Origin of the sequence: Aeribacillus composti (assembly GCF_007827555.1) — a bacterium.
GTDB classification, from domain to species: domain Bacteria; phylum Bacillota; class Bacilli; order Bacillales; family Aeribacillaceae; genus Aeribacillus; species Aeribacillus composti.
Genome location: NZ_VISS01000012.1, coordinates 78,758 through 100,235, shown reverse-complemented (window position 1 = coordinate 100,235; position 21,478 = coordinate 78,758). Strand labels below are relative to the sequence as shown.

26 protein-coding genes and 1 other RNA gene are annotated in these 21,478 nt (G+C 38.3%); 23 read left to right on the top strand and 4 right to left on the bottom strand.

The window, feature by feature from the left end:
* The first annotated feature begins 273 nt into the window (after nt 1-273).
* The 7 genes from FB379_RS08210 to FB379_RS08185 all read left to right on the top strand — a co-directional run bounded on the left by FB379_RS08210 (nt 274) and on the right by FB379_RS08185 (nt 6,547).
* Nucleotides 274-501 (top strand): CotD family spore coat protein, encoded by a 228-nt coding sequence (locus FB379_RS08210; RefSeq protein ID WP_063388536.1) that lies wholly within the window; start codon nt 274-276, stop codon nt 499-501.
* Nucleotides 502-688: 187 nt separating this feature from the next.
* On the top strand, nt 689-988 hold the full coding sequence (gene gpsB / locus FB379_RS08205) for a cell division regulator GpsB (RefSeq protein ID WP_063388535.1): 300 nt from the start codon (nt 689-691) through the stop codon (nt 986-988).
* Nucleotides 989-1,053: 65 nt separating this feature from the next.
* Nucleotides 1,054-1,429, top strand: an RNA gene (gene rnpB, locus FB379_RS08200) — RNase P RNA component class B.
* 76 nt (nt 1,430-1,505) lie between these two features.
* Nucleotides 1,506-2,651, top strand: coding sequence for a THUMP domain-containing class I SAM-dependent RNA methyltransferase (locus tag FB379_RS08195; protein ID WP_144597731.1), 1,146 nt, complete (start codon nt 1,506-1,508; stop codon nt 2,649-2,651).
* A gap of 58 nt (nt 2,652-2,709) precedes the next feature.
* Nucleotides 2,710-2,883, top strand: a complete 174-nt coding sequence (locus tag FB379_RS18450) for a hypothetical protein (protein WP_157728005.1) — start codon at nt 2,710-2,712, stop codon at nt 2,881-2,883.
* 200 nt (nt 2,884-3,083) lie between these two features.
* Nucleotides 3,084-4,997, top strand: a complete 1,914-nt coding sequence (locus FB379_RS08190) for an ATP-dependent DNA helicase (protein ID WP_422386927.1) — start codon at nt 3,084-3,086, stop codon at nt 4,995-4,997.
* 26 nt (nt 4,998-5,023) lie between these two features.
* A complete protein-coding gene (locus FB379_RS08185) occupies nt 5,024-6,547 on the top strand; it encodes a carboxypeptidase M32 (protein WP_144597730.1) in 1,524 nt (507 codons plus the stop codon).
* A 160-nt stretch (nt 6,548-6,707) separates the two neighbouring features.
* Here the strand turns inward: FB379_RS08185 and FB379_RS08180 are convergent, their stop codons facing one another.
* Nucleotides 6,708-7,613 (bottom strand): COX15/CtaA family protein, encoded by a 906-nt coding sequence (locus FB379_RS08180; protein WP_094246107.1) that lies wholly within the window; start codon nt 7,611-7,613, stop codon nt 6,708-6,710.
* Nucleotides 7,614-8,040: 427 nt separating this feature from the next.
* Between FB379_RS08180 and cyoE the strand changes: the two genes are divergently transcribed.
* The 6 genes from cyoE to ctaG all read left to right on the top strand — a co-directional run bounded on the left by cyoE (nt 8,041) and on the right by ctaG (nt 14,030).
* Complete coding sequence (gene cyoE, locus FB379_RS08175; RefSeq protein ID WP_232515768.1) at nt 8,041-8,913, top strand: heme o synthase; 873 nt, start codon at nt 8,041-8,043, stop codon at nt 8,911-8,913.
* Nucleotides 8,914-9,018: 105 nt separating this feature from the next.
* The gene (gene coxB / locus FB379_RS08170) at nt 9,019-10,101 is read left to right on the top strand and encodes a cytochrome c oxidase subunit II (protein ID WP_063388529.1); all 1,083 of its coding nucleotides are present in this window, start codon (nt 9,019-9,021) and stop codon (nt 10,099-10,101) included.
* Nucleotides 10,102-10,132: 31 nt separating this feature from the next.
* A complete protein-coding gene (ctaD, locus tag FB379_RS08165) occupies nt 10,133-12,001 on the top strand; it encodes a cytochrome c oxidase subunit I (protein WP_063388528.1) in 1,869 nt (622 codons plus the stop codon).
* Nucleotides 12,001-12,624 (top strand): cytochrome c oxidase subunit III, encoded by a 624-nt coding sequence (gene ctaE, locus FB379_RS08160; protein WP_063388527.1) that lies wholly within the window; start codon nt 12,001-12,003, stop codon nt 12,622-12,624. Before ctaD ends, ctaE begins: the two co-directional genes overlap by 1 nt.
* 2 nt (nt 12,625-12,626) lie before the next feature.
* Nucleotides 12,627-12,956 carry a cytochrome c oxidase subunit IVB gene (gene ctaF, locus FB379_RS08155; protein WP_063388526.1) on the top strand — a complete coding sequence of 110 codons (330 nt, stop codon included), beginning with the start codon at nt 12,627-12,629 and terminating at the stop codon, nt 12,954-12,956.
* Between the two features lie 174 nt (nt 12,957-13,130).
* Nucleotides 13,131-14,030: a cytochrome c oxidase assembly factor CtaG gene (ctaG, locus tag FB379_RS08150; RefSeq protein WP_063388525.1), complete on the top strand. Its 900-nt coding sequence runs from the start codon at nt 13,131-13,133 to the stop codon at nt 14,028-14,030.
* A 31-nt stretch (nt 14,031-14,061) separates the two neighbouring features.
* Here ctaG and FB379_RS08145 read toward each other — a convergent pair whose 3' ends face one another.
* Complete coding sequence (locus FB379_RS08145) at nt 14,062-14,421, bottom strand: YugN family protein (RefSeq protein WP_144597729.1); 360 nt, start codon at nt 14,419-14,421, stop codon at nt 14,062-14,064.
* A 200-nt stretch (nt 14,422-14,621) separates the two neighbouring features.
* Here FB379_RS08145 and FB379_RS08140 point away from each other — a divergent pair, with 200 nt between their 5' ends.
* The 7 genes from FB379_RS08140 to FB379_RS08110 all read left to right on the top strand — a co-directional run bounded on the left by FB379_RS08140 (nt 14,622) and on the right by FB379_RS08110 (nt 18,277).
* Entirely contained in the window at nt 14,622-14,978 is a 357-nt protein-coding gene (locus tag FB379_RS08140; RefSeq protein ID WP_144597728.1) for a CBS domain-containing protein, read from the top strand.
* 136 nt (nt 14,979-15,114) lie between these two features.
* Nucleotides 15,115-16,146 carry a CAP domain-containing protein gene (locus FB379_RS08135; protein ID WP_144597727.1) on the top strand — a complete coding sequence of 344 codons (1,032 nt, stop codon included), beginning with the start codon at nt 15,115-15,117 and terminating at the stop codon, nt 16,144-16,146.
* 82 nt (nt 16,147-16,228) lie between these two features.
* Nucleotides 16,229-16,603 (top strand): YlbD family protein, encoded by a 375-nt coding sequence (ylbD, locus tag FB379_RS08130; protein WP_063388521.1) that lies wholly within the window; start codon nt 16,229-16,231, stop codon nt 16,601-16,603.
* 5 nt (nt 16,604-16,608) lie between these two features.
* The gene (locus FB379_RS08125; RefSeq protein WP_144597726.1) at nt 16,609-16,845 is read left to right on the top strand and encodes a YlbE-like family protein; all 237 of its coding nucleotides are present in this window, start codon (nt 16,609-16,611) and stop codon (nt 16,843-16,845) included.
* A 182-nt stretch (nt 16,846-17,027) separates the two neighbouring features.
* Nucleotides 17,028-17,465, top strand: a complete 438-nt coding sequence (locus FB379_RS08120; protein ID WP_144597725.1) for a hypothetical protein — start codon at nt 17,028-17,030, stop codon at nt 17,463-17,465.
* A gap of 64 nt (nt 17,466-17,529) precedes the next feature.
* Nucleotides 17,530-17,970 (top strand): YlbF/YmcA family competence regulator, encoded by a 441-nt coding sequence (locus FB379_RS08115; protein WP_063388518.1) that lies wholly within the window; start codon nt 17,530-17,532, stop codon nt 17,968-17,970.
* A gap of 34 nt (nt 17,971-18,004) precedes the next feature.
* Nucleotides 18,005-18,277, top strand: coding sequence for a YlbG family protein (locus FB379_RS08110; protein WP_063388517.1), 273 nt, complete (start codon nt 18,005-18,007; stop codon nt 18,275-18,277).
* A 30-nt stretch (nt 18,278-18,307) separates the two neighbouring features.
* Here FB379_RS08110 and FB379_RS08105 read toward each other — a convergent pair whose 3' ends face one another.
* A complete protein-coding gene (locus FB379_RS08105; RefSeq protein ID WP_130156241.1) occupies nt 18,308-18,697 on the bottom strand; it encodes a DUF7147 family protein in 390 nt (129 codons plus the stop codon).
* A gap of 209 nt (nt 18,698-18,906) precedes the next feature.
* On the opposite strand from FB379_RS08105, the gene FB379_RS18990 reads away from it, so the two are divergent.
* The 3 genes from FB379_RS18990 to coaD all read left to right on the top strand — a co-directional run bounded on the left by FB379_RS18990 (nt 18,907) and on the right by coaD (nt 20,173).
* Nucleotides 18,907-19,032, top strand: coding sequence for a hypothetical protein (locus tag FB379_RS18990; protein WP_277874799.1), 126 nt, complete (start codon nt 18,907-18,909; stop codon nt 19,030-19,032).
* A gap of 73 nt (nt 19,033-19,105) precedes the next feature.
* A complete protein-coding gene (rsmD, locus tag FB379_RS08095; protein ID WP_066251986.1) occupies nt 19,106-19,657 on the top strand; it encodes a 16S rRNA (guanine(966)-N(2))-methyltransferase RsmD in 552 nt (183 codons plus the stop codon).
* A 21-nt stretch (nt 19,658-19,678) separates the two neighbouring features.
* On the top strand, nt 19,679-20,173 hold the full coding sequence (gene coaD, locus FB379_RS08090) for a pantetheine-phosphate adenylyltransferase (protein ID WP_063388514.1): 495 nt from the start codon (nt 19,679-19,681) through the stop codon (nt 20,171-20,173).
* Nucleotides 20,174-20,213: 40 nt separating this feature from the next.
* On the opposite strand, the gene ylbJ is transcribed toward coaD, so the two are convergent.
* Complete coding sequence (gene ylbJ, locus FB379_RS08085) at nt 20,214-21,434, bottom strand: sporulation integral membrane protein YlbJ (RefSeq protein ID WP_144597724.1); 1,221 nt, start codon at nt 21,432-21,434, stop codon at nt 20,214-20,216.
* Between the last annotated feature and the right edge of the window lie 44 nt (nt 21,435-21,478).

Sequence of the window (21,478 nt, the reverse complement as noted above, 5' to 3'; positions counted from 1 at the left end):
TTTCAGATAAAAATCGAAAAAATATAAAAGCAAGTGGAGAGAAACGAATTGTTTTTCTCCACTTGCTTCATTTTAGGGACTTATCGGACAGCCCCTTTCTCTTTCAAAATTTTAATATAGTGCCTTAATCAATCGGTTATGAAGGAAATGCCTATACTTGATAAATATCGCGCCTGCTTTTTTTTGAAAATAGGTATTTGAATTAGTACATGTACACTTTTATATTCATAGGCTAGTATTGTAAAAATAATAAATAGGAAGGAGTTATATAATATGAAATGCAGACCGAACGTTCTTCAGCCGATTGTTCATCCGACGAAATGCTGCGTCAATCATACACATTCAACAACAATCGTTCCTCATATCCATCCAATTCATACAACAAATGTTAATCATCAAATGTATCAACATTTGCATTATTTCCCGCATACTCAATCTGCGGTAAATAACGTGTCACATCAACATTTTCAGTGCATGGGACCTGGTCCGTTTCCGAGATAATCTTTGAGAAGGGGCTGAGTAACCAGCTCCTTCCGTTTATAATCATTATTTTTAAACCTCTGAAGGCTTCATTTTTTCCTATAATAGGATGGAGACATGTTATTACCATAAAGAATAAATTGACATTAATCAGGAAGTTTGAAAAAATATAGCCTAGGAGGACTTCTGACGATTGAGGTGAACCGAGTTGATTTCAGATAAAATTAGATTAACGGCGAAAGAAATTTTGGAAAAAGAGTTTAAAACTTCGATGCGCGGTTATAAACAAGAAGAAGTTGATAAATTTTTAGATATTATCATTAAAGATTACGAAACGTTTTACCAGGAGATTGAACAGTTGCGGCAGGAAAATATGCGGCTGAAAAAGCAGCTCGAAGAAGCATCGAAAAAACAACCGACGATGCAGGCGAATACAACGAACTTTGACATTTTGAAGCGTTTATCGAATTTAGAAAAACATGTATTTGGAAGCAAATTATATGAGTAATGTTCATGGATGCCACTTGAATTTTTTATTCATTTTCACTATACTACATAATGCGGTTTAGCATAACGTTCGGGTAATCGCTGCAACGGATCATCCGTTGTAGAGGAAAGTCCATGCTCGCACGGTGCTGAGATGCCCGTAGTGTTCGTGCCTAGCGAAACCATAAGCTAGGGCAGCCTTTTCGGCTGACGGCGGGGAACGTGCCTAAGCTATTGATTAGTATGGCACTATTACCCTGAAAGTGCCACAGTGACGTAGTCTTGCGAGAAATCGCAAGAGTGGAACGCGGTAAACCCCACGAGCGAGAAACCCAAATGATGGTAGGGGCACCTTCTCTGAGGAAATGAACGAGGAGAAGGACAGAAGGGCTAAAACCCTTCTGTAGATAGATGATTACCACCCATGTGCAAGCTGCATGGGGACAAAACATGGCTTACAGAACGTTATGGAATAAACCGCAATTTTTCGTGCTCTCCATTTGGAGAGCTTTTATTTTCTTAAAAAGACAGGTGAAAAAATGAGCAAACGGTTTACATTGATTGCAACAGCTGCAATGGGAATTGAAGCGATTGTTGCATCAGAAGTGCGCAATCTAGGATATACATGCAAAGTGGAAAACGGAAAAGTAACGTTTGAAGGCGATGAACTGGCGATTTGCCGAGCGAATTTATGGCTTAGAACGGCTGATCGAGTGAAATTAAAAGTGGCTGAATTTTCGGCGACGACATTTGAAGAACTGTTTGAAAAAACGAAAGCCACTGATTGGGCGGATTTTTTGCCTGAAAACGCTCAATTTCCTGTCATCGGAAAATCGGTGAAATCAAAACTGGCAAGTGTTTCTGACTGCCAGAAAATTGTAAAAAAAGCAATAGTTGAAAAATTGAAGCAGCAGTACCGAAAAACGACCGATTGGTTAGAAGAGACAGGGGCGGTTTACAAGATTGAGATCTCTTTACATAAAGACATTGCTACACTGACCATTGATACGAGCGGAGACGGCCTCCATAAACGAGGATATCGCGCTCGAAAAGGAAATGCCCCTTTAAAAGAAACGCTCGCTGCTGCACTTATTTTGCTAACGAATTGGACTCCTGACAGACCTTTCTTTGATCCATTTTGTGGTTCAGGTACGATTCCGATTGAAGCGGCGTTAATTGGGCAAAATATCGCGCCCGGCTTCAATAGAGATTTTATTTCAGAGCAATGGGACTGGATCGGCAAGGATGTATGGAGAAGGGCAAGAGAAGAAGCAGAGGATTTAGCTAAATATGATATTCGCCTCGACTGCATCGGGACGGACATTGATCATAAAATGATTGAGATTTCAAAAGAAAATGCCATGGAGGCCGGGCTTTCGGATGTCATTACTTTTAAACAAATGCAAGTTAAAGATTTACGTACAGTGAAGGAATTTGGGGTAATAGTCGGGAATCCACCGTATGGTGAGCGACTCGGAGAACGAGAAGAAGTGGAGCAATTATATAAGGAAATGGGGAAAACATTCTCGCTGTTAGATACTTGGTCGATTTACATTTTGACAAGCAATAAAAGCTTTGAACAGTTTTACGGAAAAAAGGCGACAAAAAAACGGAAACTTTTTAACGGGTTTATCGAAACGCACTATTATCAGTATTGGGGACCTAAACCGCCCAAAAAAGCATAAATAATACCAGCTCTGCATAAATTAAAATGGATAAAATTTATACGGGGTTGGTTGATTTATGACAAAGGAAGAATATGCGATTATTTCTCGCGCATTAAAGAATACGTATACTGCGTTGGTAGAAAGAGGTTCAACAGAAAAAGCGCTCAGTCAAATCTTTGAAGCGGAAGGGCAATTGAAAAAGGCTATTTTTCACGGATCTCTTTCCGTTCGAGAGAAACGGCTTCCCTGAAAATGGGAAGTTTTTTCTGTTTTTAAATGATTTCGTTTCAACCGAGTCAATCGCTTATGCTTCAAACCTTACCGCTCGCTTCCTGCATAAGCGAGGTTGACATGATTCTAATTGAATCGCGCGCTGCCAGAAAAGATATTGACGTTAAGCGTAATAAGTGAAATAATTTTACTCTATGAATAATCACGGAGGTTGGAGTCATGATGTTTCAAGGTTTACCTTTCCCGCTGACAAAAAATGAAAGTTTTTATGAAGCGTTAAACAAATGGATCGGTGATGTTCTGTATGATATTTTGCCTGAAAAAGGCTTTGAATTGCGCGACGAACAAATTTTTATGGCTTTCCAGCTTGACAGAGCTTTTAAAGAAAAGAAAGTGATGTTTGCGGAAGCGGGAGTAGGGACAGGAAAAACGATTGTTTATTTGCTTTATGCGATTGCATATGCGCGATATACCGGAAGACCTGCCGTCATTGCCTGTGCGGACGAAGCTCTAATTGAACAGCTTGTCAAAAAACAAGGGGATATAAAAAAGCTTGAAGAAGCTCTAGGTCTAAAAGTGGATGTGCGATTGGCAAAATCGATGAACCAATATTTATGTTTGGACAAGCTTGAGGATTTGCTTGGAATGGACGATGATGAGGACTTTTTTGATCTTTATGAATCTCTCCCTGAATTCGTGCATGATCAGAGCGGATTGCAATCTTACTATCATTATGGAGACCGGAAGCAATACCCGTTTTTTTCCGATGAAAAATGGGAAAAAATCAGCTGGGATCCTTTTAAAAACTGTTTGTCATGCAGCAAAAGACATCGGTGCGGCTTAATTCTTTCCCGCGATTATTATCGGAAGGCGAAGGATTTAATCGTTTGCTCCCATGATTTTTATATGGAGCATATTTGGACGAAAGAATCCCGGAAACGTGAAGGACAGCTCCCGCTTCTCCCAGAGCACAGTTGCGTCGTGTTTGATGAAGGCCATTTATTAGAATTTGCGGCTCAAAAGGCACTTACGTATCAAGTGAAAAAAGAAACGCTAGCAGCATATTTAGAAAAAATTTTAAAGAACAACATTCGTGAACAACTTGCAGAAATGGTCGAAGAAGCGCTTTTAGCGAACGATCATTTTTTTCATATGCTGTTTAAAAGTGCACATCAAAAGGAAGGCTCCAATCGGTTGACAATCACGAGAACAGACGATTTGTTAGAAGCGGCCGGAAATTTGTATGAACGATTGAATCAGCTGTCTGAAGCTTTAGTTTTTGAAAGTGAACTATATACCATTGATGAATATAGCTTAAAGATTGTGGAAGAATACCTTGATCAAATGGAATTTTCTTTTCGCTTGTTTTTACAATTTGACAACACAATTACCTGGCTTGAACAAAACGGCGCGTCATCTTCTTTTGTGATCATGCCGCAAAGGATAGAAGATATTTTAAAAGAAAAAGTGTTTTCTCATAAAATACCTTATATCTTTTCATCAGCCACTTTATCGGATCAAAACGGATCGTTTGCTTATTTAGCGAATAGCCTTGGTATAAAAGATTATCTATCATTCTCCGTTTCCTCTCCTTTTGACTATGAAAAAAATATGAAAGTGTTTGTAAAAAAAGGTACGAGCGAGGAAAAATTGAACTGGACGGAATCTGTCATAAAATCAAACAAAGGGCGCACGTTAATTTTATGCAGAACGAAAGAGGAGCTGCTTTTCTTAAAAAAACATTTACCAAGCTTTTGGCATTCATGTTTATTTGAAGGAGATTATGAAATCAGCGAATTAGTGGCATCTTTTGAAAGAGATCCGGAAACCGTTTTGTGCGCTGTGCATTTATGGGAGGGGCTTGACGTTCCAGGACCGTCGCTTGAACATGTGATCATTTGGTCGCTTCCATTCCCGCCGGATGATCCTGTATTTGATGCGAAACGAAAATCCGCAACAGATCCTTTTTATGAAGTGGATCTTCCGTATATGATACTGCGGCTGAAGCAAGGGGTTGGACGCCTCCTTCGCACGAAAGATGACCATGGTACTATAACGATTTTTATCAGCAAAGATGAGGGAGAAAATATTGTTTCGGAGGTCGTAAAAGCGTTGCCTGTCAAACCGAGCTGAAATATATTTTCAATTGGAAGAAGGGGATGATCAAAATGGGCTTAAAAGAAAAAGAACAAAAATTTTTCGATTACTTAAAGAAAATGGAAAGCTATGAAGAAGCATTAAATTTAATGTATTGGGATTTACGGACGGGTGCGCCGAAAAATGGATTGGAGCGGCGAGCTGAAACAATCGGCATTCTTTCTGAAGAGTGGTTCCAGATGTCCGTTTCAGATACTATGAAAGAGTTTCTTGATGAATTAACAGAAAAACATGTTTATGACAATCTCTCTTCGGTGACAAAGAAAGCTCTTCAGGAATGCAGAGAGGAGTATGAAAAAAACATTAAGATTCCGAAAGAGGAATATAAAGAATATGTCATTCTCCAATCAAAAAGCGAATCAGTTTGGGAAGAAGCGAAAGCAAATGCAGATTTCAATCAGTTTGCTCCTTATTTAGAAAAATTAATAGAATTCAATAAAAAGTTTATTTCCTATTGGGGCTATAAGGGACATAAATATAATACGCTCCTTCATTTGTATGAACCAGGAATAACTGTGGAGACGCTTGACAAGGTTTTTGCAGAGCTAAAAAAACATATCGTCCCATTAGTACAACAAATTGTACAATCATCAAAAAAAATCGACGTTTCGTTTTTGCACAAACCGTTTCCGAAAGAAAAACAGCGAAAGTTTTCCGAATATATTTTAAAGGAAATAGGCTACAATTTTGATGCCGGCCGCCTTGATGAAACCGTCCATCCTTTTGAAATTCGAATGAACCGGGGCGATGTTCGAATTACAACAAAGTATGATGAAACAGATTTTCGAACGGCCGTTTTCGGAACCATTCATGAAGCCGGACATGCGATTTATGAGCAAAACATAAATGAAGAACTGGAAGGAACTCCTCTTGCTGACGGCGCTTCAATGGGGATTCATGAATCTCAATCATTATTTTATGAAAATTTAATTGGGCGAAACTATCATTTCTGGAAGCGATATTACAACCAACTTAAAACGTATGCTCCAAACCAATTTACTGGGGTTTCTTTAAATGATTTTTACAGAGCGATCAATGAAGTTAAACCATCGCTGATCCGTATTGAAGCAGATGAATTGACATATTGTCTTCATATCATTGTACGCTATGAAATAGAAAAATTGCTGTTTGAAGGAAATTTGGATGTGTCTGATCTTCCAAAAGTTTGGAATGATAAATATAGCGAATATTTAGGTATTGCTCCAGATCATGATGGAAACGGGGTGCTTCAAGATGTTCATTGGGCGGGAGGAAGCTTTGGCTATTTCCCTTCATATGCTTTAGGATATATGTATGCAACGCAATTGATGCAAAAAATGGAGCAGGATCTTTCGAATGTTGAAGAACTTATTGAAAACGGAGAATTTCAGCAAATTCAAAGCTGGCTGACAAAACATGTTCATCTATATGGCAAAATGAAAAAACCGCTGGAAATATTAAAGGATGCGACTGGCGAATCGTTGAATCCGGCATATTTTATTCAGTATTTAGAAAAGAAATATAAAGACATTTACAGTCTTGATTAAAAGATTCGTTTGGAAAACTTTCCATCGTCAATCAGGGAAAAATTGTTTCGATTTTTAAAATGACATCCCACATTCTTAAAAAAAAAATAAAAGATGGCGGATATCAGCTCTTTCGCCGATTTCCGCCATCATCAATTCTAAAGGCTTTAGACAGAGCCTTTTAATCATTCGAAGCTTTTGCCCGGCCTGCAAGAAGAACAAAATAGCACAACAGCCCGAACAAGCAGGAAATAAATAAAGCATGTGCTAAGGCAAGATAAAGGTTTAAATCAGACAAGATCACGGATATGCCGGATAACGCTTGGAGAAGAATGAGAATGAAAGCAAGAATCCAACCCCAATACATCACTTTTTGATCTTTATAATGTTTTATCGCATGAATAGTGGCAACCGCAATCCAAATAAACAGCAAGCCTGCTGCAAAGCGGTGGCCCATTTGCACCCATTCATGGACGGTTTGCGGGAACAAGCGATTTTCGCTGCAAAAAGGAATGCTTGGACAAGCTAGACTTGCGCCTTTATGCCGAACATATGCACCTGTGTAAATGACAATATAACTGTAAGTAATAATGCCATAAATATGAAATCGCATTTTTTTCCCAATGACAGCATTATCTGCGTCAAATTTTTTATCAACTTCAAAAATCAGCAGAGTAAGCAGCAAAACAGCTGCAAATGAAATGAGGGAAATTCCAAAATGAAGTGCAAGAACGGCATCGGATTGCCCCCATACGACAGCTGCAGCACCGATTAGCGCCTGCAAAACAATAAAAAAGATGGCCAGAAAACAAAGCAGCTTTGTTTCTTTTTTATGCCCGATCGCTTTCCAAGCCCAAATAACAAGACATAAAACAAGGATTCCTGCAATTCCGCTCACAAGTCGGTGTGAAAGTTCAATGATTGTTTCTAATGTCAAAGGGTCTGGAAGAACTTTTCCGTGGCAAAGCGGCCAAGACCGGCCGCATCCTTGAGATGATCCTGTTTTTGTTACGAGTGCTCCGCCAATTAAAACGAATAGCATGACGATTGTTGTCACGACGCCAAGCCATTTTAATAAATAGTGCATGTCTCATTCACCTTCTAACATCTTTAATAAGTTTAAAAAGCCGAAAGAAACTCCATAATGGGTATAGAAACATCAAACTTCGAAACAAATAGTTTCTTGTAGAATCAGAAAAAGCTTGAATATTCAAAAGGAGTTTGCTAGAAATATTATGGGGAAGGCATTTTGCCGAAACGTTCGACCAACTATTATTATAATCGGAAAATATTTTATTTTTAACCGCTTCACAATTTCGACAAACTTTATTCGCGAAATGTACACAAAAAATTGACGAATTATGGTTTAATACTATATGAATGCTTTTTTGTCTCGTGTTTTTTTTATATGATAGAGGCAAACGCTAAATGGTCTCAGATAGGAGGCCGTCCCAGAGGAGGTCATTCAATTGGGTAATACAAGGGGCGAAGTTGTTTTAAACGATCGGCAAGAAATAGAAGTGGCAACTTCCGCTTGGAAAGATTTTTTATCATTAATTAAAATCGGAATCGTCAACTCCAATTTAATCACCACTTTTACCGGAATATGGTTGGCATTATATTTCAGCGGTAAAGGTTTTCTTGAAAATATAGATATTGTTGTGTTTACATTGCTTGGAACAGCAGCTATTATTGCTGGATCTTGCGCAATCAACAATTTTTATGACAGAGATATTGACCATGTAATGGAAAGAACAAGATTACGCCCAACCGTAACGGGCCGTATAAGCTCGTTTCAAGTATTGCTGCTGGGGACCGGCTTCATTTCCATTGGAACGATTTTGCTTCTAATGGTTTCTGTTTCCGCAGCCGTCATTGGTTTGTTAGGCGTGTTTTCCTACATAGTGCTATACACGATGTGGACAAAACGCCAATATACGATCAATACGGTAGTCGGCAGCATCGCTGGAGCTGTTCCGCCGCTGATTGGATGGGCTGCAGTTGATGATTTAAATATCATTGCATGGATTTTATTTCTAATCATGTTTATTTGGCAGCCGCCTCATTTCTTGGCACTTGCGATGAAGCGTTCGGAAGAATACCGTAAAGCTGGAATTCCGATGCTTCCAGTTGTTCATGGCTTTGAGGTGACGAAAAGACAAATCATTGTTTGGGTTGCCTGCTTGCTGCCCCTTCCTTTTTATTTGTTTAGCCTAGGCATTGGCTTCATCGTTTTGGCTACTGTATTGAACATTATTTGGTTGATTTTGTCATTAATTGGACTGAAAATGAAAAATGATTTAAAATGGTCTAAGTGGATGTTTATCTATTCAATTAACTATTTAACCATTTTGTTTGTGGCTATGGTTGCCTTTTCAATAATTTAACGTTCGGTAGTAATTCTTTCTAGATAAGAATTTATTCATAGAAGGAATTCTTCATTTTTTCTTTATGAACAGGATTTAACAAAGAAAGAGGGGTTTGATTTAGCGATGAAAAAGCTGAAATGGCGTCTTTTGTTACTACTTTCAGTCATGACGCTCGTATTGTCAGGCTGCGGCGAACCGTTTATTTCCACGCTGATTCCAGCTGGAGAAGTTGCCGATGAACAATTTTCGCTCATGATGTTGAGTACGGCAATCATGGTGATTGTTGTTGCAGTCGTAACGATTATTTTTATTTATGTCTTAATGAAATTCCGCCGGAAAGGAAGCGATAAAATTCCGGTACAAGTGGAAGGAAGCCATAAGCTTGAAATCATTTGGACTGTTATTCCTATATTATTGCTGATTGTATTGGCAGTTCCGGTAGTTGCTTCCACCTTTAATTTGGCGGATACCGACCCAATGAAAAAAGCGTTGGCAGATGATAAAAATGGAGGAAAAGATCCTCTTGTTGTCAATGTAAGAGCAAGTTTGTATTGGTGGGAATTTGAATATCCTGGCTATGGAGTCATTACAAGCCAAGATTTAGTCTTGCCGACAGATGAAAAAGTTTATTTTAACTTAAAAGCATCAGATGTGAAGCACTCATTCTGGATTCCTCCAGTTGGTGGTAAAATCGATACAAACACAGATAATGAGAACCAGTTCTGGTTAAAAATTGATTCAAAACGTGCGAAGGAAGCTGAAAACATTTTTTACGGGAAATGTGCTGAATTATGCGGACCATCTCACGCATTGATGGACTTTAAAGTGAAGGCGGTTTCCCGAGATGAATTTAATTCTTGGATTAATAAAATGAAAAATTTCAAAGCTGAAACTGTTGCTCAAACAGCGTCTGCAAAACAGGGAGAACAAGTGTTCAAAGATAAAGGCTGTATCGGCTGCCATGCAGTATCACCAGCTGATAACCGACCTGAACAAGCACGAACGGCACCTAACTTAGCTAACTTTGCTGATCGTGAACGAGTAGCCGGCATCTTGGAACACAATGAAGAAAATATTAAAAACTGGTTGAAAGATCCTGAAAAATATAAACCTGGCAACACAATGACAGGCACATACGGTAAGTTGACTGAAGAAGAACTTCAAGCATTAACAGATTATTTACAAAGCCTATCAGTTGAAAAGTAATGCTCACTAATTATAAAAGGGAGGTTACATCGTGAGTACGTTAGCTCGGAAAAAAGGGTTCTGGCCAACGGTTTGGGACTATTTGACAACTGTTGACCATAAAAAGATTGCCATCCTTTATTTAATCGCTGGAGGACTCTTTTTTGTAATTGGTGGAATTGAAGCGCTTTTGATGCGTATTCAATTGGCCATTCCAGAAAATGACTTTGTCAGTGCAGGTACGTTTAACGAATTGATGACAATGCACGGTACAACGATGATATTTTTAGCAGCTACGCCGTTATTGTTTGCATATATGAACGCAGTTGTTCCACTCCAAATTGGGGCTCGTGACGTTGCGTTTCCGTTTTTGAATTCTTTAGGCTTTTGGTTGTTTTTCTTTGGCGGTGTTTTCTTAAATTTAAGCTGGTTTTTAGGCGGGGCACCTGATGCTGGCTGGACGGCATACGCTTCAGTGGCCTTGAATTCTCCTGGACATGGAGTAGACTTTTATATACTAGGGCTGCAAATTTCCGGATTAGGAACATTAATTTCCGGGATCAATTTTCTTGTTACGATTATTAATATGCGTGCACCCGGAATGACATACATGCGGATGCCATTGTTTACATGGACTACTTTTGTAGCATCAGGACTTATTTTGTTTGCGTTCCCACCGCTGACTGTTGGAATTGCGCTTTTAATGTTTGACCGTTTATTTGGCGGGAACTTTTTCAATCCGGCTTTAGGCGGGAATACGATCATTTATGAACATATTTTCTGGATTTTTGGACATCCTGAAGTTTACATTTTAGTTTTGCCGGCATTCGGAATTTTTTCAGAAATTATTCCAACTTTTGCTCGGAAAAGATTGTTTGGGTACACATCAATGGTGTTTGCAACAGTGTTGATCGGATTTTTAGGATTCATGGTGTGGGCGCACCACATGTTTACAACAGGTCTTGGTCCGATTGCCAATGCGATTTTTGCAGTTGCAACTATGACAATTGGTGTGCCGACAGGAATTAAAGTGTTTAACTGGCTCTTTACAATGTGGGGCGGAAGCATCCGCTTTACAACACCGATGCTTTATGCAGTCGGTTTTATTCCATCATTTGTTATGGGTGGTGTAACTGGAGTCATGCTCGCTGCTGCTCCAGCCGATTATCAATACCACGATACTTACTTTGTTGTTGCACACTTCCACTACGTAATTGTTGGTGGTGTTGTATTTGCTATTTTGGCTGCTGCCCATTATTGGTGGCCAAAGATGTTTGGAAAAATGTTAAATGAGACGCTTGGTAAAATAACATTTGTATTATTTTTCATCGGTTTCCATTTAACGTTCTTTATCCAGCATTTCCTTGGTTTAATGGGTATGCCGCGCCGCGTGTTCACATTCTTATCAGGCCAAGGCTTTGATACTGGAAACTTGATCAGTACAATAGGTGCGGTTCTGATGGGGATAGCAGTAGTCGTTCTCTTGATCAATGTTGTGGTTACTTCTGTGAAGGGAGAAAAAGTAGGTGCAGATCCTTGGGAAGATGGACGTTCACTAGAGTGGGCAGTTGCATCACCTCCACCTGAATACAACTTTAAACAAACTCCGCTTGTTCGCGGATTAGATCCTTTATGGATTGAAAAAATGGAGGGCAAAAAAGGCTTAACACCTGCTGAACCGCTAAGCGATATTCATATGCCGAACTCTTCAATCTTGCCTTTTATTATTTCAATAGGCTTATTCATTGCCGCTTTCGGCCTCATGTACCACAATGACTATTCGTGGGGTGTGCCGGTTGCGATTATCGGCTTTATCATTACGTTCGGTACGATGTTTTTACGCTCGATTATTGATGACCATGGATACCATATTCATAAAGAAGACCTTTTAAAAGATGATAATGGGGGGGTTCAGGCATAATGCATGTAGAAGAAAAATTAACGGCTGAAACGTTTCCTGAGCAGCCAGAAAAGGCCACCCTCGAAGGGAAAAATAAGTTTATAGGTTTTTGGGTTTTCTTAGGCGGCGAAACAGTATTGTTTGCCACGTTGTTTGCTACGTTTCTAGCGTTGAGAGATTCCACCGCTGGCGGGGCCTCAACGCAGGAGCTCTTTGACATCAAATTAGTATTTGTAGCGACAATGCTTTTATTAACAAGCAGTTTGACAAGCGTCTATGCAATTTATCATATGAAAAACTTTCAATTTGGCAAAATGCAGTTCTGGTTTGGAGTCACCGTTTTATTAGGTCTTGCGTTCTTAATTTTGGAAATTTATGAATTTAATCATTACATGCATGAATTTGAATTTAAGTTGACAAGCAGTGCGCTTGGTTCAGCCTTTTACACGCTAGTAGGAACACACGGTGCACACGTTGCCTTTGGGCTTCTCTGGATCACAACGCTGATGATTCGAAATGCAAAACGCGGATTAAACTTATACAACGCTCCTAAATATTACGTCGCAAGCCTTTATTGGCACTTTATCGACGTTGTTTGGGTATTTATATTCACAGTTGTATACTTAATGGGAATGGTGGGATAACGATGGTGAGTGAAAATTCTCGTAACCCAAAAGTTGATTTAGCGTTTCGCCGTAAAAAAAATGCGGAAGAAATGAAGCACCAAGTCGTTTCATTTGCGTTAATGATCTTTTTAACGATTGTAGCTTTTATTACAGTAGGATATGATGGAATCGACGAATGGTTGAAAGTTCCATTTATTGTACTGCTTGCATGCATTCAAGTCATTTTCCAGCTATATTATTTCATGCATATGAATCATAAAGGACATGAAGGACCACAGTTTTTCATATGGTCAGGTATTTTTGTCACATTTCTGACGGTTCTTGCCTTTATGACAATTGTCTGGTGGTAAAATACTCTTTATGGAAGCAATCAGTTTTAACTGGTTGCTTCTTTTTTTAAAGGCAATATAAATCTGCTTGCTGAAAGAAATGCAAATTCATAGAACGTTCATTGAAAAAAGAAAAGGAAAGCATGTATAATGAAATGGAATCGACTAGATCGATGATTGAAAGGATTGATTCAGTTGAGTTTAGATATATTTGGCTTTCGCGCTATGTGGAGTCCGCTGTTTTTTATATTTTGTGTTATTTTAATTGTGCTTTACTTATTATTAACCGATTCGCTTCGTCACTATTTTAAAAATTCTGAACCGGTCAGCCTAAAACAAAAATTAGTGTTTATATTGGCAATCGTTCTCCTTTATGTCAGCAAAGGAAGCCCGCTTGATTTGCTGGGGCACATTACATTTACAGGGCATATGGCTTCAATGGCAATTTTGTTTTTAATCGTAGCACCGCTTTTGATTATCGGCGTTCCTGAATGGTTATGGAAGGCTGTTATGGAAAAGCCGGTCATAAAACCTGTTGTAAAATTTTTCACTAAACCGATATTGGCTATGATTTTGTTTAATTTATTTTTTTCCTTGTATCATGTGCCGTTTATTTTCGATACATTAAAATCAAATTATATTTATCATGAGGCGGCTACTACTTTTATTTTCGTTTTTGCCTTTTTTATGTATTGGCCATTGATTGGAAAAAGTCCAAATTGGCATCCAATTGGGGGTCTGAAAAAAATTGCCTACATTTTAGGAAACAGCGTTTTAATCACACCAGCCTGCGGTTTAATCATTTTTGCAGGTGCGCCGCTGTTTGAAACATATTCGAATCCGGAGGCGTGGGTAAAGACTTTAAGCTTATGTGTTCCTTCTGATACGTTGGCTGGGTTGTCTTTGTCAGGCCCGCAAATGTTTAGCGGAATGCCGCTGCTTGAGGATCAGCAGCTTGGCGGCATTATTATGAAAGTGATCCAAGAGCTTGTGTACGGAACATTTTTAGCTCATGTATTTTTTGAATGGGCGAAAAAAGAGAGAGAAAAAGACGACATCGATGTGCAAAATTTGTCTCCTGAACCAAATAAATAAAAAAAACTGCAGGTGATTTGCCTGCAGTTTTTCAAACAGTTAAGCTTTCAATCGCTTCTTTTGCCCGCTTTAACAGTTTTTCGCTTGACTCAACGATGACGGCTGGAAAATGTTCATCCTCTCCATATTCGACACCATGAGGATAATAATGTTTCCCTAATATTGGAGTTAGCAATTTAATAAGTGCGTAGCGGCCTCCCACATCGCCTTCAATACAATATCCTTGTACTCTTAAATAAAAAACATCGCCCTTATGCTCAAATTTCTTGTCAAACGTCACACGGTCATAATCCCATTGGCCGGCAAGGATAAAACCTAATTCTGTCAACGCATCCTTAAGGTGAGACAATTCCACCGTCAGCCCTTCCAGGCCGATTTGTTCAAATTTCATATGTATTTCCCTCCTAAGCGCTTCGAACAAAAAATTGATTTCTCTCTACTGTTTAATAATAGTATGAATAATTAAAACATGCAATGTTATATATATAGCATTTACACAATGTTCAAATAAAATTCGGTATTCAAATGGAGAGCGAATAAAGAAAATCGAAATTTCCCATAATAGATCAAAAAGCATAAGAGGTGTCCTCATTGAAAAAGGTAAAGGAAATTATGTTAACAAATTGTATTGTTTGCACACCGTTAGATAATGTGTTTGAAGCGGCTGTGAAAATGAAAGAGTCAAATGCTGATGCCGTTTTAATCGTTGAAAATGATCAATTAGCAGGAATCATAACCGATCGTGATCTTGTGACAAAAGGAATTGCAGAAAAACGTCCTGGTTCTACGAAAATTACGGATGTAATGAACGGCGATGTTGTAACGATCACTCCTGATGCATCAGCAGAAGACGCAGCTGAGATGCTTGCAGCTCATCATATTCATCATTTGCCGGTTGTTGAGGATGGAAAGGTTGTTGGCATTATAACAGAACGTTGTTTTACATGATGAAAAGACAAAAACTACACCATTAAAAATGAGAGAAGTGAATTTTTCATGAAATGTTTGCAAAATTTCCCCATTTTTGATTAAAATGACTTAAAACAGAATATATAAGAAACAAAGAAAGAAGAGGGGAATTGAACTGAAAAGAGTTACAAGAATTATATTGATATTTGTAATTATTACATTAACATATATCGTATATGTCACCTTTCAAAAGGAACCAGTACTGCCTCCGGAACAGCAAAATTTTCAAGAGAAAACGGACAAAGAAATAAAAGTGGGGGAAGGAGTTATCTCATTTGTCGGAAGATCTTCCAAAGAAGTACTAAAAACCTTTGGCAAACCTGATCGGATTGATCCATCAAGATACGATTATGAATGGTGGATATACCGAGATGATTTGCAGCAATACAAGCAATTCGGTGTTTTAAACGGAAAGGTCGTTACAGTTTTTGCTATTGGAAAAGAAGTAAATGTAGATCCGTTTCAAATTGGCCAGCCGTCTACCCAAGTATTTCATATTGTCGCTCCCAATTCATTTGTCACAGCAGATATTGGTTTAAACTCATATCGGTTCGAGCTGTCGGAAGATGACCTGAATGTCAGGCCGACAGTCCGTTTGAATGATGATCTTTATGTTCAGTTGTATATGGATAAATTCACTGGAACGTTATCGAGCATTAGAGCTTTTGATGTTCAAACATTAGTAAAACAGCGTCCATATGAAGTTGTATATAGAGGCGAGCTTTTAGCGGCAGAGCCTATAACAGAGGAAGAGCAGCGGAAAATTGAGTACGGGGAAGAACAACAAATTGTTGACATAACGAATGTAATTCGAACAATAAATGGTTTAAGTCCTCTTAAGCAGGAAGAAAGCACAGCGAAAGTCGCCTATTCTCACAGCAAGGAAATGAGTGAAAAAGGATATTTTTCTCATGTGTCGCCTGAGAGAGGCTCTCTTTCCGATCGTTTGACATCGGCTGGGGTTCATTTTGAAATGGCTGGTGAAAATATTGCGCATGGATATATGGATGGAATTGACGTGGTCGAAGGCTGGCTGAATAGTGAAGGACACCGAAAAACGCTTCTTGATGAACGGTTCACACATATAGGGGTAGGAGTGTATGAAAAATTTTATACGCAAAATTTTATTGCAAAGCGGGCCAAATGAAGAGGCTCGCTTTTTCATTTTATCACCAATTTTTCCGTTATCGATATATTAAATATAAGAAAAACGTTTATGAGGTGATCGCATGAAAACAAAATCGTTATCAAAACTCGAATTGTTTAAACAATTTATTAAAAAACATCCAAAATTAATAGAAGAAGTCCGCAAAGAAAAGAAAACATGGAAGGAGATTTATGAAGATTGGCAGCTTTTAGGTGAGGAAGATCCTTTGTGGAATAAATACCGATCAAACAGTATGAAAAGCCGTAAACATCAACAAGGTGACTTTCTGAAAAATATTTTACAAACTTTTCAGCATTTAGATGTGGAGACGGTAAACGAACATTTATATAAAATGAATGATGCGATTTCAACCATTCAAAATCTTTTAAAAGAGATCGAGAGCAGCCGCAAATCAGATCCAAATCATTCGCATCCCTTATCGTTTAGAAAGGATTAATAACGATGAGAAAGGACTTGTATTTATATATTCAACAAAATCCCCTTTTAAAGCAATACATTCGCGAAAAGCCATATTGGTACCGCACCTTGACTAGACATCCTGAATTTCTTGAGAAAATGGAAATTAGCATGGCAAATGACTATTATCTAACTCTGCCGCATAAAATAGAAAAATTTTCGAATTCTATTCAAATGATGTCGATGATGCTGTCGATGCTGCAAGCATTTCGCGAAAATTAACGGTTCAAATGTGTTTGTACGAAAGTAATCATTTTTCCTAATGGAATGAAAAAAACGGGTTTTTTGTTTGTATTCCGCATTCAGCAGCTTCTGAATTTTTGAATGACGCGTCAGCGTCTTTTTTATTTTTAAGCACATGTTTTTACATAAAGTGTTGAAAATATATGAAAAAGGAGGCATCAATGATTATGCAAATGAAATGGCTCGCAATGCTGACGCTTCTCACGGTTATGGCGGCTTGTTCCCCAGAAAAACCGGTACCGGAAGGAAATAAAAAAGACAGCATCGTTCCGACAGAAATTCATGAATCCGACAGAAATGCCATTGAAACGATGAACAGCCAAATAAGAAAATTTCAAGTTCGTCATCATGTAGAAGGAAACAACGTTTATGTAGAATGCTATGTGCCTGATTTTACATTTAATGGTGAATGGAACACGAAAAAAGAAGGAGAAGGTCATATCGTATTATATATTGATGGAAAGAAAAAAAGTGATATTTATTCTGCTGCATTTATTATAAAAGGATTGTCTAAAGGGCGGCACACAATCAACCTGGAATTAGTATATAATGATTCAACCAGCTATCAATTGAAAAAAGAATGGATTGTAAATATATGATAAACGCAGGCGTTGTAAATAAGACGATGTTCGTGCTACAATCAATATTGGAGGTGTGATCTTAATGGTTACGTCAATGGAAAGCGTTCTGCTTTTAGATGAAGCGGAAGCTTTAGCAAAAATGATAACAGAATCAGAACTTGCGATCGAATATCGGCGTTCATTATATAATTTGCAAAATGATCAAGAAGCTCAAACAATCATTCAAAAATTTGTCAAAATAAAAGAGCAATACGAAGATGTCATGAGATTTGGCAAATATCATCCTGATTATAATCGAATTAAAAGCGAAATGAGGGAAATTAAAAGAGAACTTGATTTAAATGATAAAGTCGCTGCATTTAAAAAAGCGGAAAAAGAAATTCAAAAACTTCTCGATGAAATCAGCATGTATATCGGACGAGCTGTTTCAACAGCCATTAAAGTTCCGACTGGAAACCCTTATTTTGAAATGATGCCTAGCTGTGGATGCGCATCAGGCGGAGCATGCGGCTGTTCAGCTTAAACGGGTTTAGAAGCAAAGGAAAAGGAGAATCGGGATGTTTGAAAAAAGACAGGGAATTATTGTTTGGCTGCATTCTTTAAAATATGTAAAAAGTTTGCGGAAATTTGGAAACATTCATTATGTTTCAAAAAAAATGAAATATGTTGTTCTTTATTGTGATAGAGAACAAATAGACGAAATAATGGACACCATTGCATCATTTTCTTTCGTAAAAAGGGTCGAACCTTCTTACAGGCCGCTTTTAAAAATTGAATTTGAATCAAAAGTGGATAAAGCAAAAGAATATGATTATAAAATTGGATTATAAATAGGACAGCCGAGAATTTAGGCTGTCCTACTATTGTAAAGAAGGTATGTATCGGTTCATCCGCAATATGCCGATTAAATGCTGGTAATACAATTCAACATCAGAAAATTGGTCTGAAGGCTTTACAACAAGCTCGATCAGCTCATGACCATATGTTTCGGCAGCCTGTTGAAAAAGTTCAAATCGTTTGTTCGTTTTTTTCTGCGGATTTGGGATCCCTTCCCGGCAAATATAAAGAGGCTGGAAATCACCTATCTCCGTCGGTTTTAACACAATGACGAACGAACAAACCTCTTTTCCATTTTTTACTGTATAAAGGACTAGAAAGTGCGAAATCCGGTCTTGATTTCTTTTTGCGATTTCCAATAATTCGTATATATCTGAATATCCTTCTCCTAGTTCAATAAATCGCTGGATCATTTTTATCCTTCCTCCAATGGGTATTTGGTTGCTAAATTCATAAGCTAAATGTATTGCGCTTTTGTCCGTAAATAAATGTATCATGAAAATGGAAGAATTGAAAGAATAAAAAAAAGCCTGCAGATTGGATCTGCAGGATCCTTCCTAGCTTTGAAGCAAAATCTTCAAAGCAGAAGGGAAAGGGAGAGGAGAAACCGGAGGAAGAACTTATGGGGAAACGTAAGTCTTCTCCGCGGTTGGCAACAACACCATCACAACTGATGTTGTCACTTTCATTATGGTCAATTGGCAAAAAATTATACTCGCTTCTGCAAAAAAACAGCTGTCAAATTTAATTGATGATCTTACATTTTCTATGTTAATATTATTCCGAGCCAAAAGGAATTTTGTCAAGTTGTGGTGAATGGTATGAGAGTGGTTTCCGGTGCATTAAAAGGACGAGCATTAAAATCGGTTCCTGGAAAGACGACAAGACCGACGACAGATAAAGTAAAAGAAGCAATATTTAACATGATCGGACCATATTTTGAAGGGGGACTTGCTTTAGATTTGTTTGCCGGCAGCGGCAGTCTTGGAATAGAAGCTTTATCAAGAGGGATAGAATGCTCTATTTTTATTGATAAAGATATGAAAGCGATTCAAACGATTCGAGAGAATTTAGAAAATTTAAAGTTAAACGACTGTTCTGAAGTATATCGCACCAGCGCTGATCAAGCGTTAAAAGCTGTCAGCAAACGCGGGCTGAAGTTTCGGATCATATTTCTGGATCCGCCTTATAAAAAACAAAAATTAGAATCTATTCTAAAGGTAATTCATGAGCAGTCTTTATTGTCAACGGATGGTGTCGTTGTGTGCGAGCATAGCTATGAAGTAACATTGCCAGACCAAGTTTTATCACTTGCAAAAACGAAGTCTGAGAGATATGGTATAACAAGTGTATCTTTGTATCAAAATGTTTGAAGTCGGATGGGGGTATTTATTTTGGCAAGCATTGCAGTCTGTCCGGGAAGCTTTGATCCCGTTACATATGGACATTTAGACATCATAAAGCGGGGGGCAAATGTATTTGAAAAAGTGTATGTTTGCGTTTTAAACAATTCTTCAAAAAAGCCGCTATTTACTGTAGAAGAAAGATGTGAGCTGCTGAGAAAGGTAACGGGCAACTTACCGAACGTATACATTGAATCCTTTCAAGGGCTGCTCGTTGATTATGCGAGAAGCAAAAATGCGAACGCTATATTGAGAGGCCTTCGGGCTGTTTCTGATTTTGAATATGAAATGCAAATCACATCAGTGAACAGAGTGCTGGATGAAAATATAGAAACTTTTTTTATGATGACAAACAATCAGTATTCGTTTTTAAGTTCAAGTATTGTTAAAGAAGTCGCTAAATACGGCGGAAAAGTTTCTGAGCTTGTACCGTATGAAGTGGAAGAAGCATTAAAGAAAAAATATGAGCATATGTATAAAAAATAATTTTTTGAGGTTCGGAAAATTTTGGTTTCCGAACCTTTTCTTATGTTCCACTTTTATTTCTTAAACGAAAGTAGTAAATCAAAATATACACAATGAGCGTGCAAATCGTGATAACGGGGCCGACTTTGGAAAGGAGCAGCCAATACTCCGTGAGAAAGCTTGGAGTTTTTTCAAATATAAATGCCGGTGCATAACCTTCATTCTTTGACAATAGATCGATATATAAAGGCTTGAATAAGATCAAAGCAGAGAGGCTTGAAAAAATCCCTTGCATAATGCGGGCGAAGAAAAAAGGCTTAAAGCGGATGTCTGTTTCTGCTAAAATGCTTGCCACTTGTGCTTGAACGGAGAAGCCGCTGAATGCCAATATAAAGCTTGTGATGATCACCTTATCCAGCATGGCGGCTTGTGCCTGGCTTGTAAGCTGGCTACCTAATGTTATTTCAAACAGTCCGGAAAAAAACGGAACGGAAAGCTCAGTCGGTATATGAACAAGAATAAACAAAGACGATATGAAAGTTGCTGCTATGTCCGCCACATGAACGATGCTTAAAATTTGATTTAATACCGAAAACAAAATGATAAAGCCCCCGATGACGAGCAGCGTTTGGACAGAATTGAGAACGGCATCCCCGAGCATTTTTCCAAGAGGTTTTTCATTTTGCATTCTCATTTCGTGCATAAGCTGAAACGCTTTTTTAAATGATGGCTTCGAATGTACTGTTTCCTTTTGCGGCTTTTTTTCATCTTTTCCCCAAAATCTCATCGTTAGCCCGACGAAAACATTTCCTAAATAATGCGAAACGGCCAGCAACAATCCGAGATTTTTATCTTGAAAAAAACCTATTGACACAGCTCCGAAAATAAATAGCGGATTTGAAGAGTTGGAAAAAGACACAAGCCTTTCCGCTTCATGTCTTGAGATCTGGTTTTCTTGTCTTAATCTTGCAGTTAATTTTGCCCCGGCGGGGAATCCGGAAGCCATCCCCATTGCCCAAACGAATCCCCCTGCTCCTGGAACTTTAAAAACGGGCCGCATAAGCGGTTCTAAAAACACGCCGATAAAACGGACCACACCGATTGATATAAGAATTTCCGAGACAATAAAAAAAGGCAGCAAGGAAGGAAAAACAATGTTCCACCACATATGTAATCCCCGCTTTGATGCCTCAAGTGAGGCGTCAGGAAAAAAAATAATCGAGCAGGTGATAAAGAAAATAACGGTTGCGTATAAAGCAGTTTTAATTTTTGCCTCTTTCAATTGTTATGCCCCCTATTGAAAACTGCACACGTATAAGCTGACAT

Bases quoted from the DNA above. Each gene is read 5' to 3' on its own strand.
- FB379_RS08210 (WP_063388536.1), top strand. From the start codon at position 274: ATGAAATGCAGACCGAACGTTCTTCAGCCGATTGTTCATCCGACGAAA.
- FB379_RS08195 (WP_144597731.1), top strand. From the start codon at position 1,506: ATGAGCAAACGGTTTACATTGATTGCAACAGCTGCAATGGGAATTGAA.
- FB379_RS18450 (WP_157728005.1), top strand. From the start codon at position 2,710: ATGACAAAGGAAGAATATGCGATTATTTCTCGCGCATTAAAGAATACG.
- FB379_RS08190 (WP_422386927.1), top strand. From the start codon at position 3,084: ATGATGTTTCAAGGTTTACCTTTCCCGCTGACAAAAAATGAAAGTTTT.
- FB379_RS08185 (WP_144597730.1), top strand. From the start codon at position 5,024: ATGATCAAAATGGGCTTAAAAGAAAAAGAACAAAAATTTTTCGATTAC.
- FB379_RS08180 (WP_094246107.1), bottom strand. From the start codon at position 7,613: ATGCACTATTTATTAAAATGGCTTGGCGTCGTGACAACAATCGTCATG.
- coxB (WP_063388529.1), top strand. From the start codon at position 9,019: ATGAAAAAGCTGAAATGGCGTCTTTTGTTACTACTTTCAGTCATGACG.
- ctaE (WP_063388527.1), top strand. From the start codon at position 12,001: ATGCATGTAGAAGAAAAATTAACGGCTGAAACGTTTCCTGAGCAGCCA.
- ctaF (WP_063388526.1), top strand. From the start codon at position 12,627: ATGGTGAGTGAAAATTCTCGTAACCCAAAAGTTGATTTAGCGTTTCGC.
- FB379_RS08145 (WP_144597729.1), bottom strand. From the start codon at position 14,421: ATGAAATTTGAACAAATCGGCCTGGAAGGGCTGACGGTGGAATTGTCT.
- ylbD (WP_063388521.1), top strand. From the start codon at position 16,229: ATGAAAACAAAATCGTTATCAAAACTCGAATTGTTTAAACAATTTATT.
- FB379_RS08125 (WP_144597726.1), top strand. From the start codon at position 16,609: ATGAGAAAGGACTTGTATTTATATATTCAACAAAATCCCCTTTTAAAG.
- FB379_RS08120 (WP_144597725.1), top strand. From the start codon at position 17,028: ATGATTATGCAAATGAAATGGCTCGCAATGCTGACGCTTCTCACGGTT.
- FB379_RS08115 (WP_063388518.1), top strand. From the start codon at position 17,530: ATGGTTACGTCAATGGAAAGCGTTCTGCTTTTAGATGAAGCGGAAGCT.
- FB379_RS08110 (WP_063388517.1), top strand. From the start codon at position 18,005: ATGTTTGAAAAAAGACAGGGAATTATTGTTTGGCTGCATTCTTTAAAA.
- FB379_RS08105 (WP_130156241.1), bottom strand. From the start codon at position 18,697: ATGATCCAGCGATTTATTGAACTAGGAGAAGGATATTCAGATATATAC.
- FB379_RS18990 (WP_277874799.1), top strand. From the start codon at position 18,907: ATGGGGAAACGTAAGTCTTCTCCGCGGTTGGCAACAACACCATCACAA.
- rsmD (WP_066251986.1), top strand. From the start codon at position 19,106: ATGAGAGTGGTTTCCGGTGCATTAAAAGGACGAGCATTAAAATCGGTT.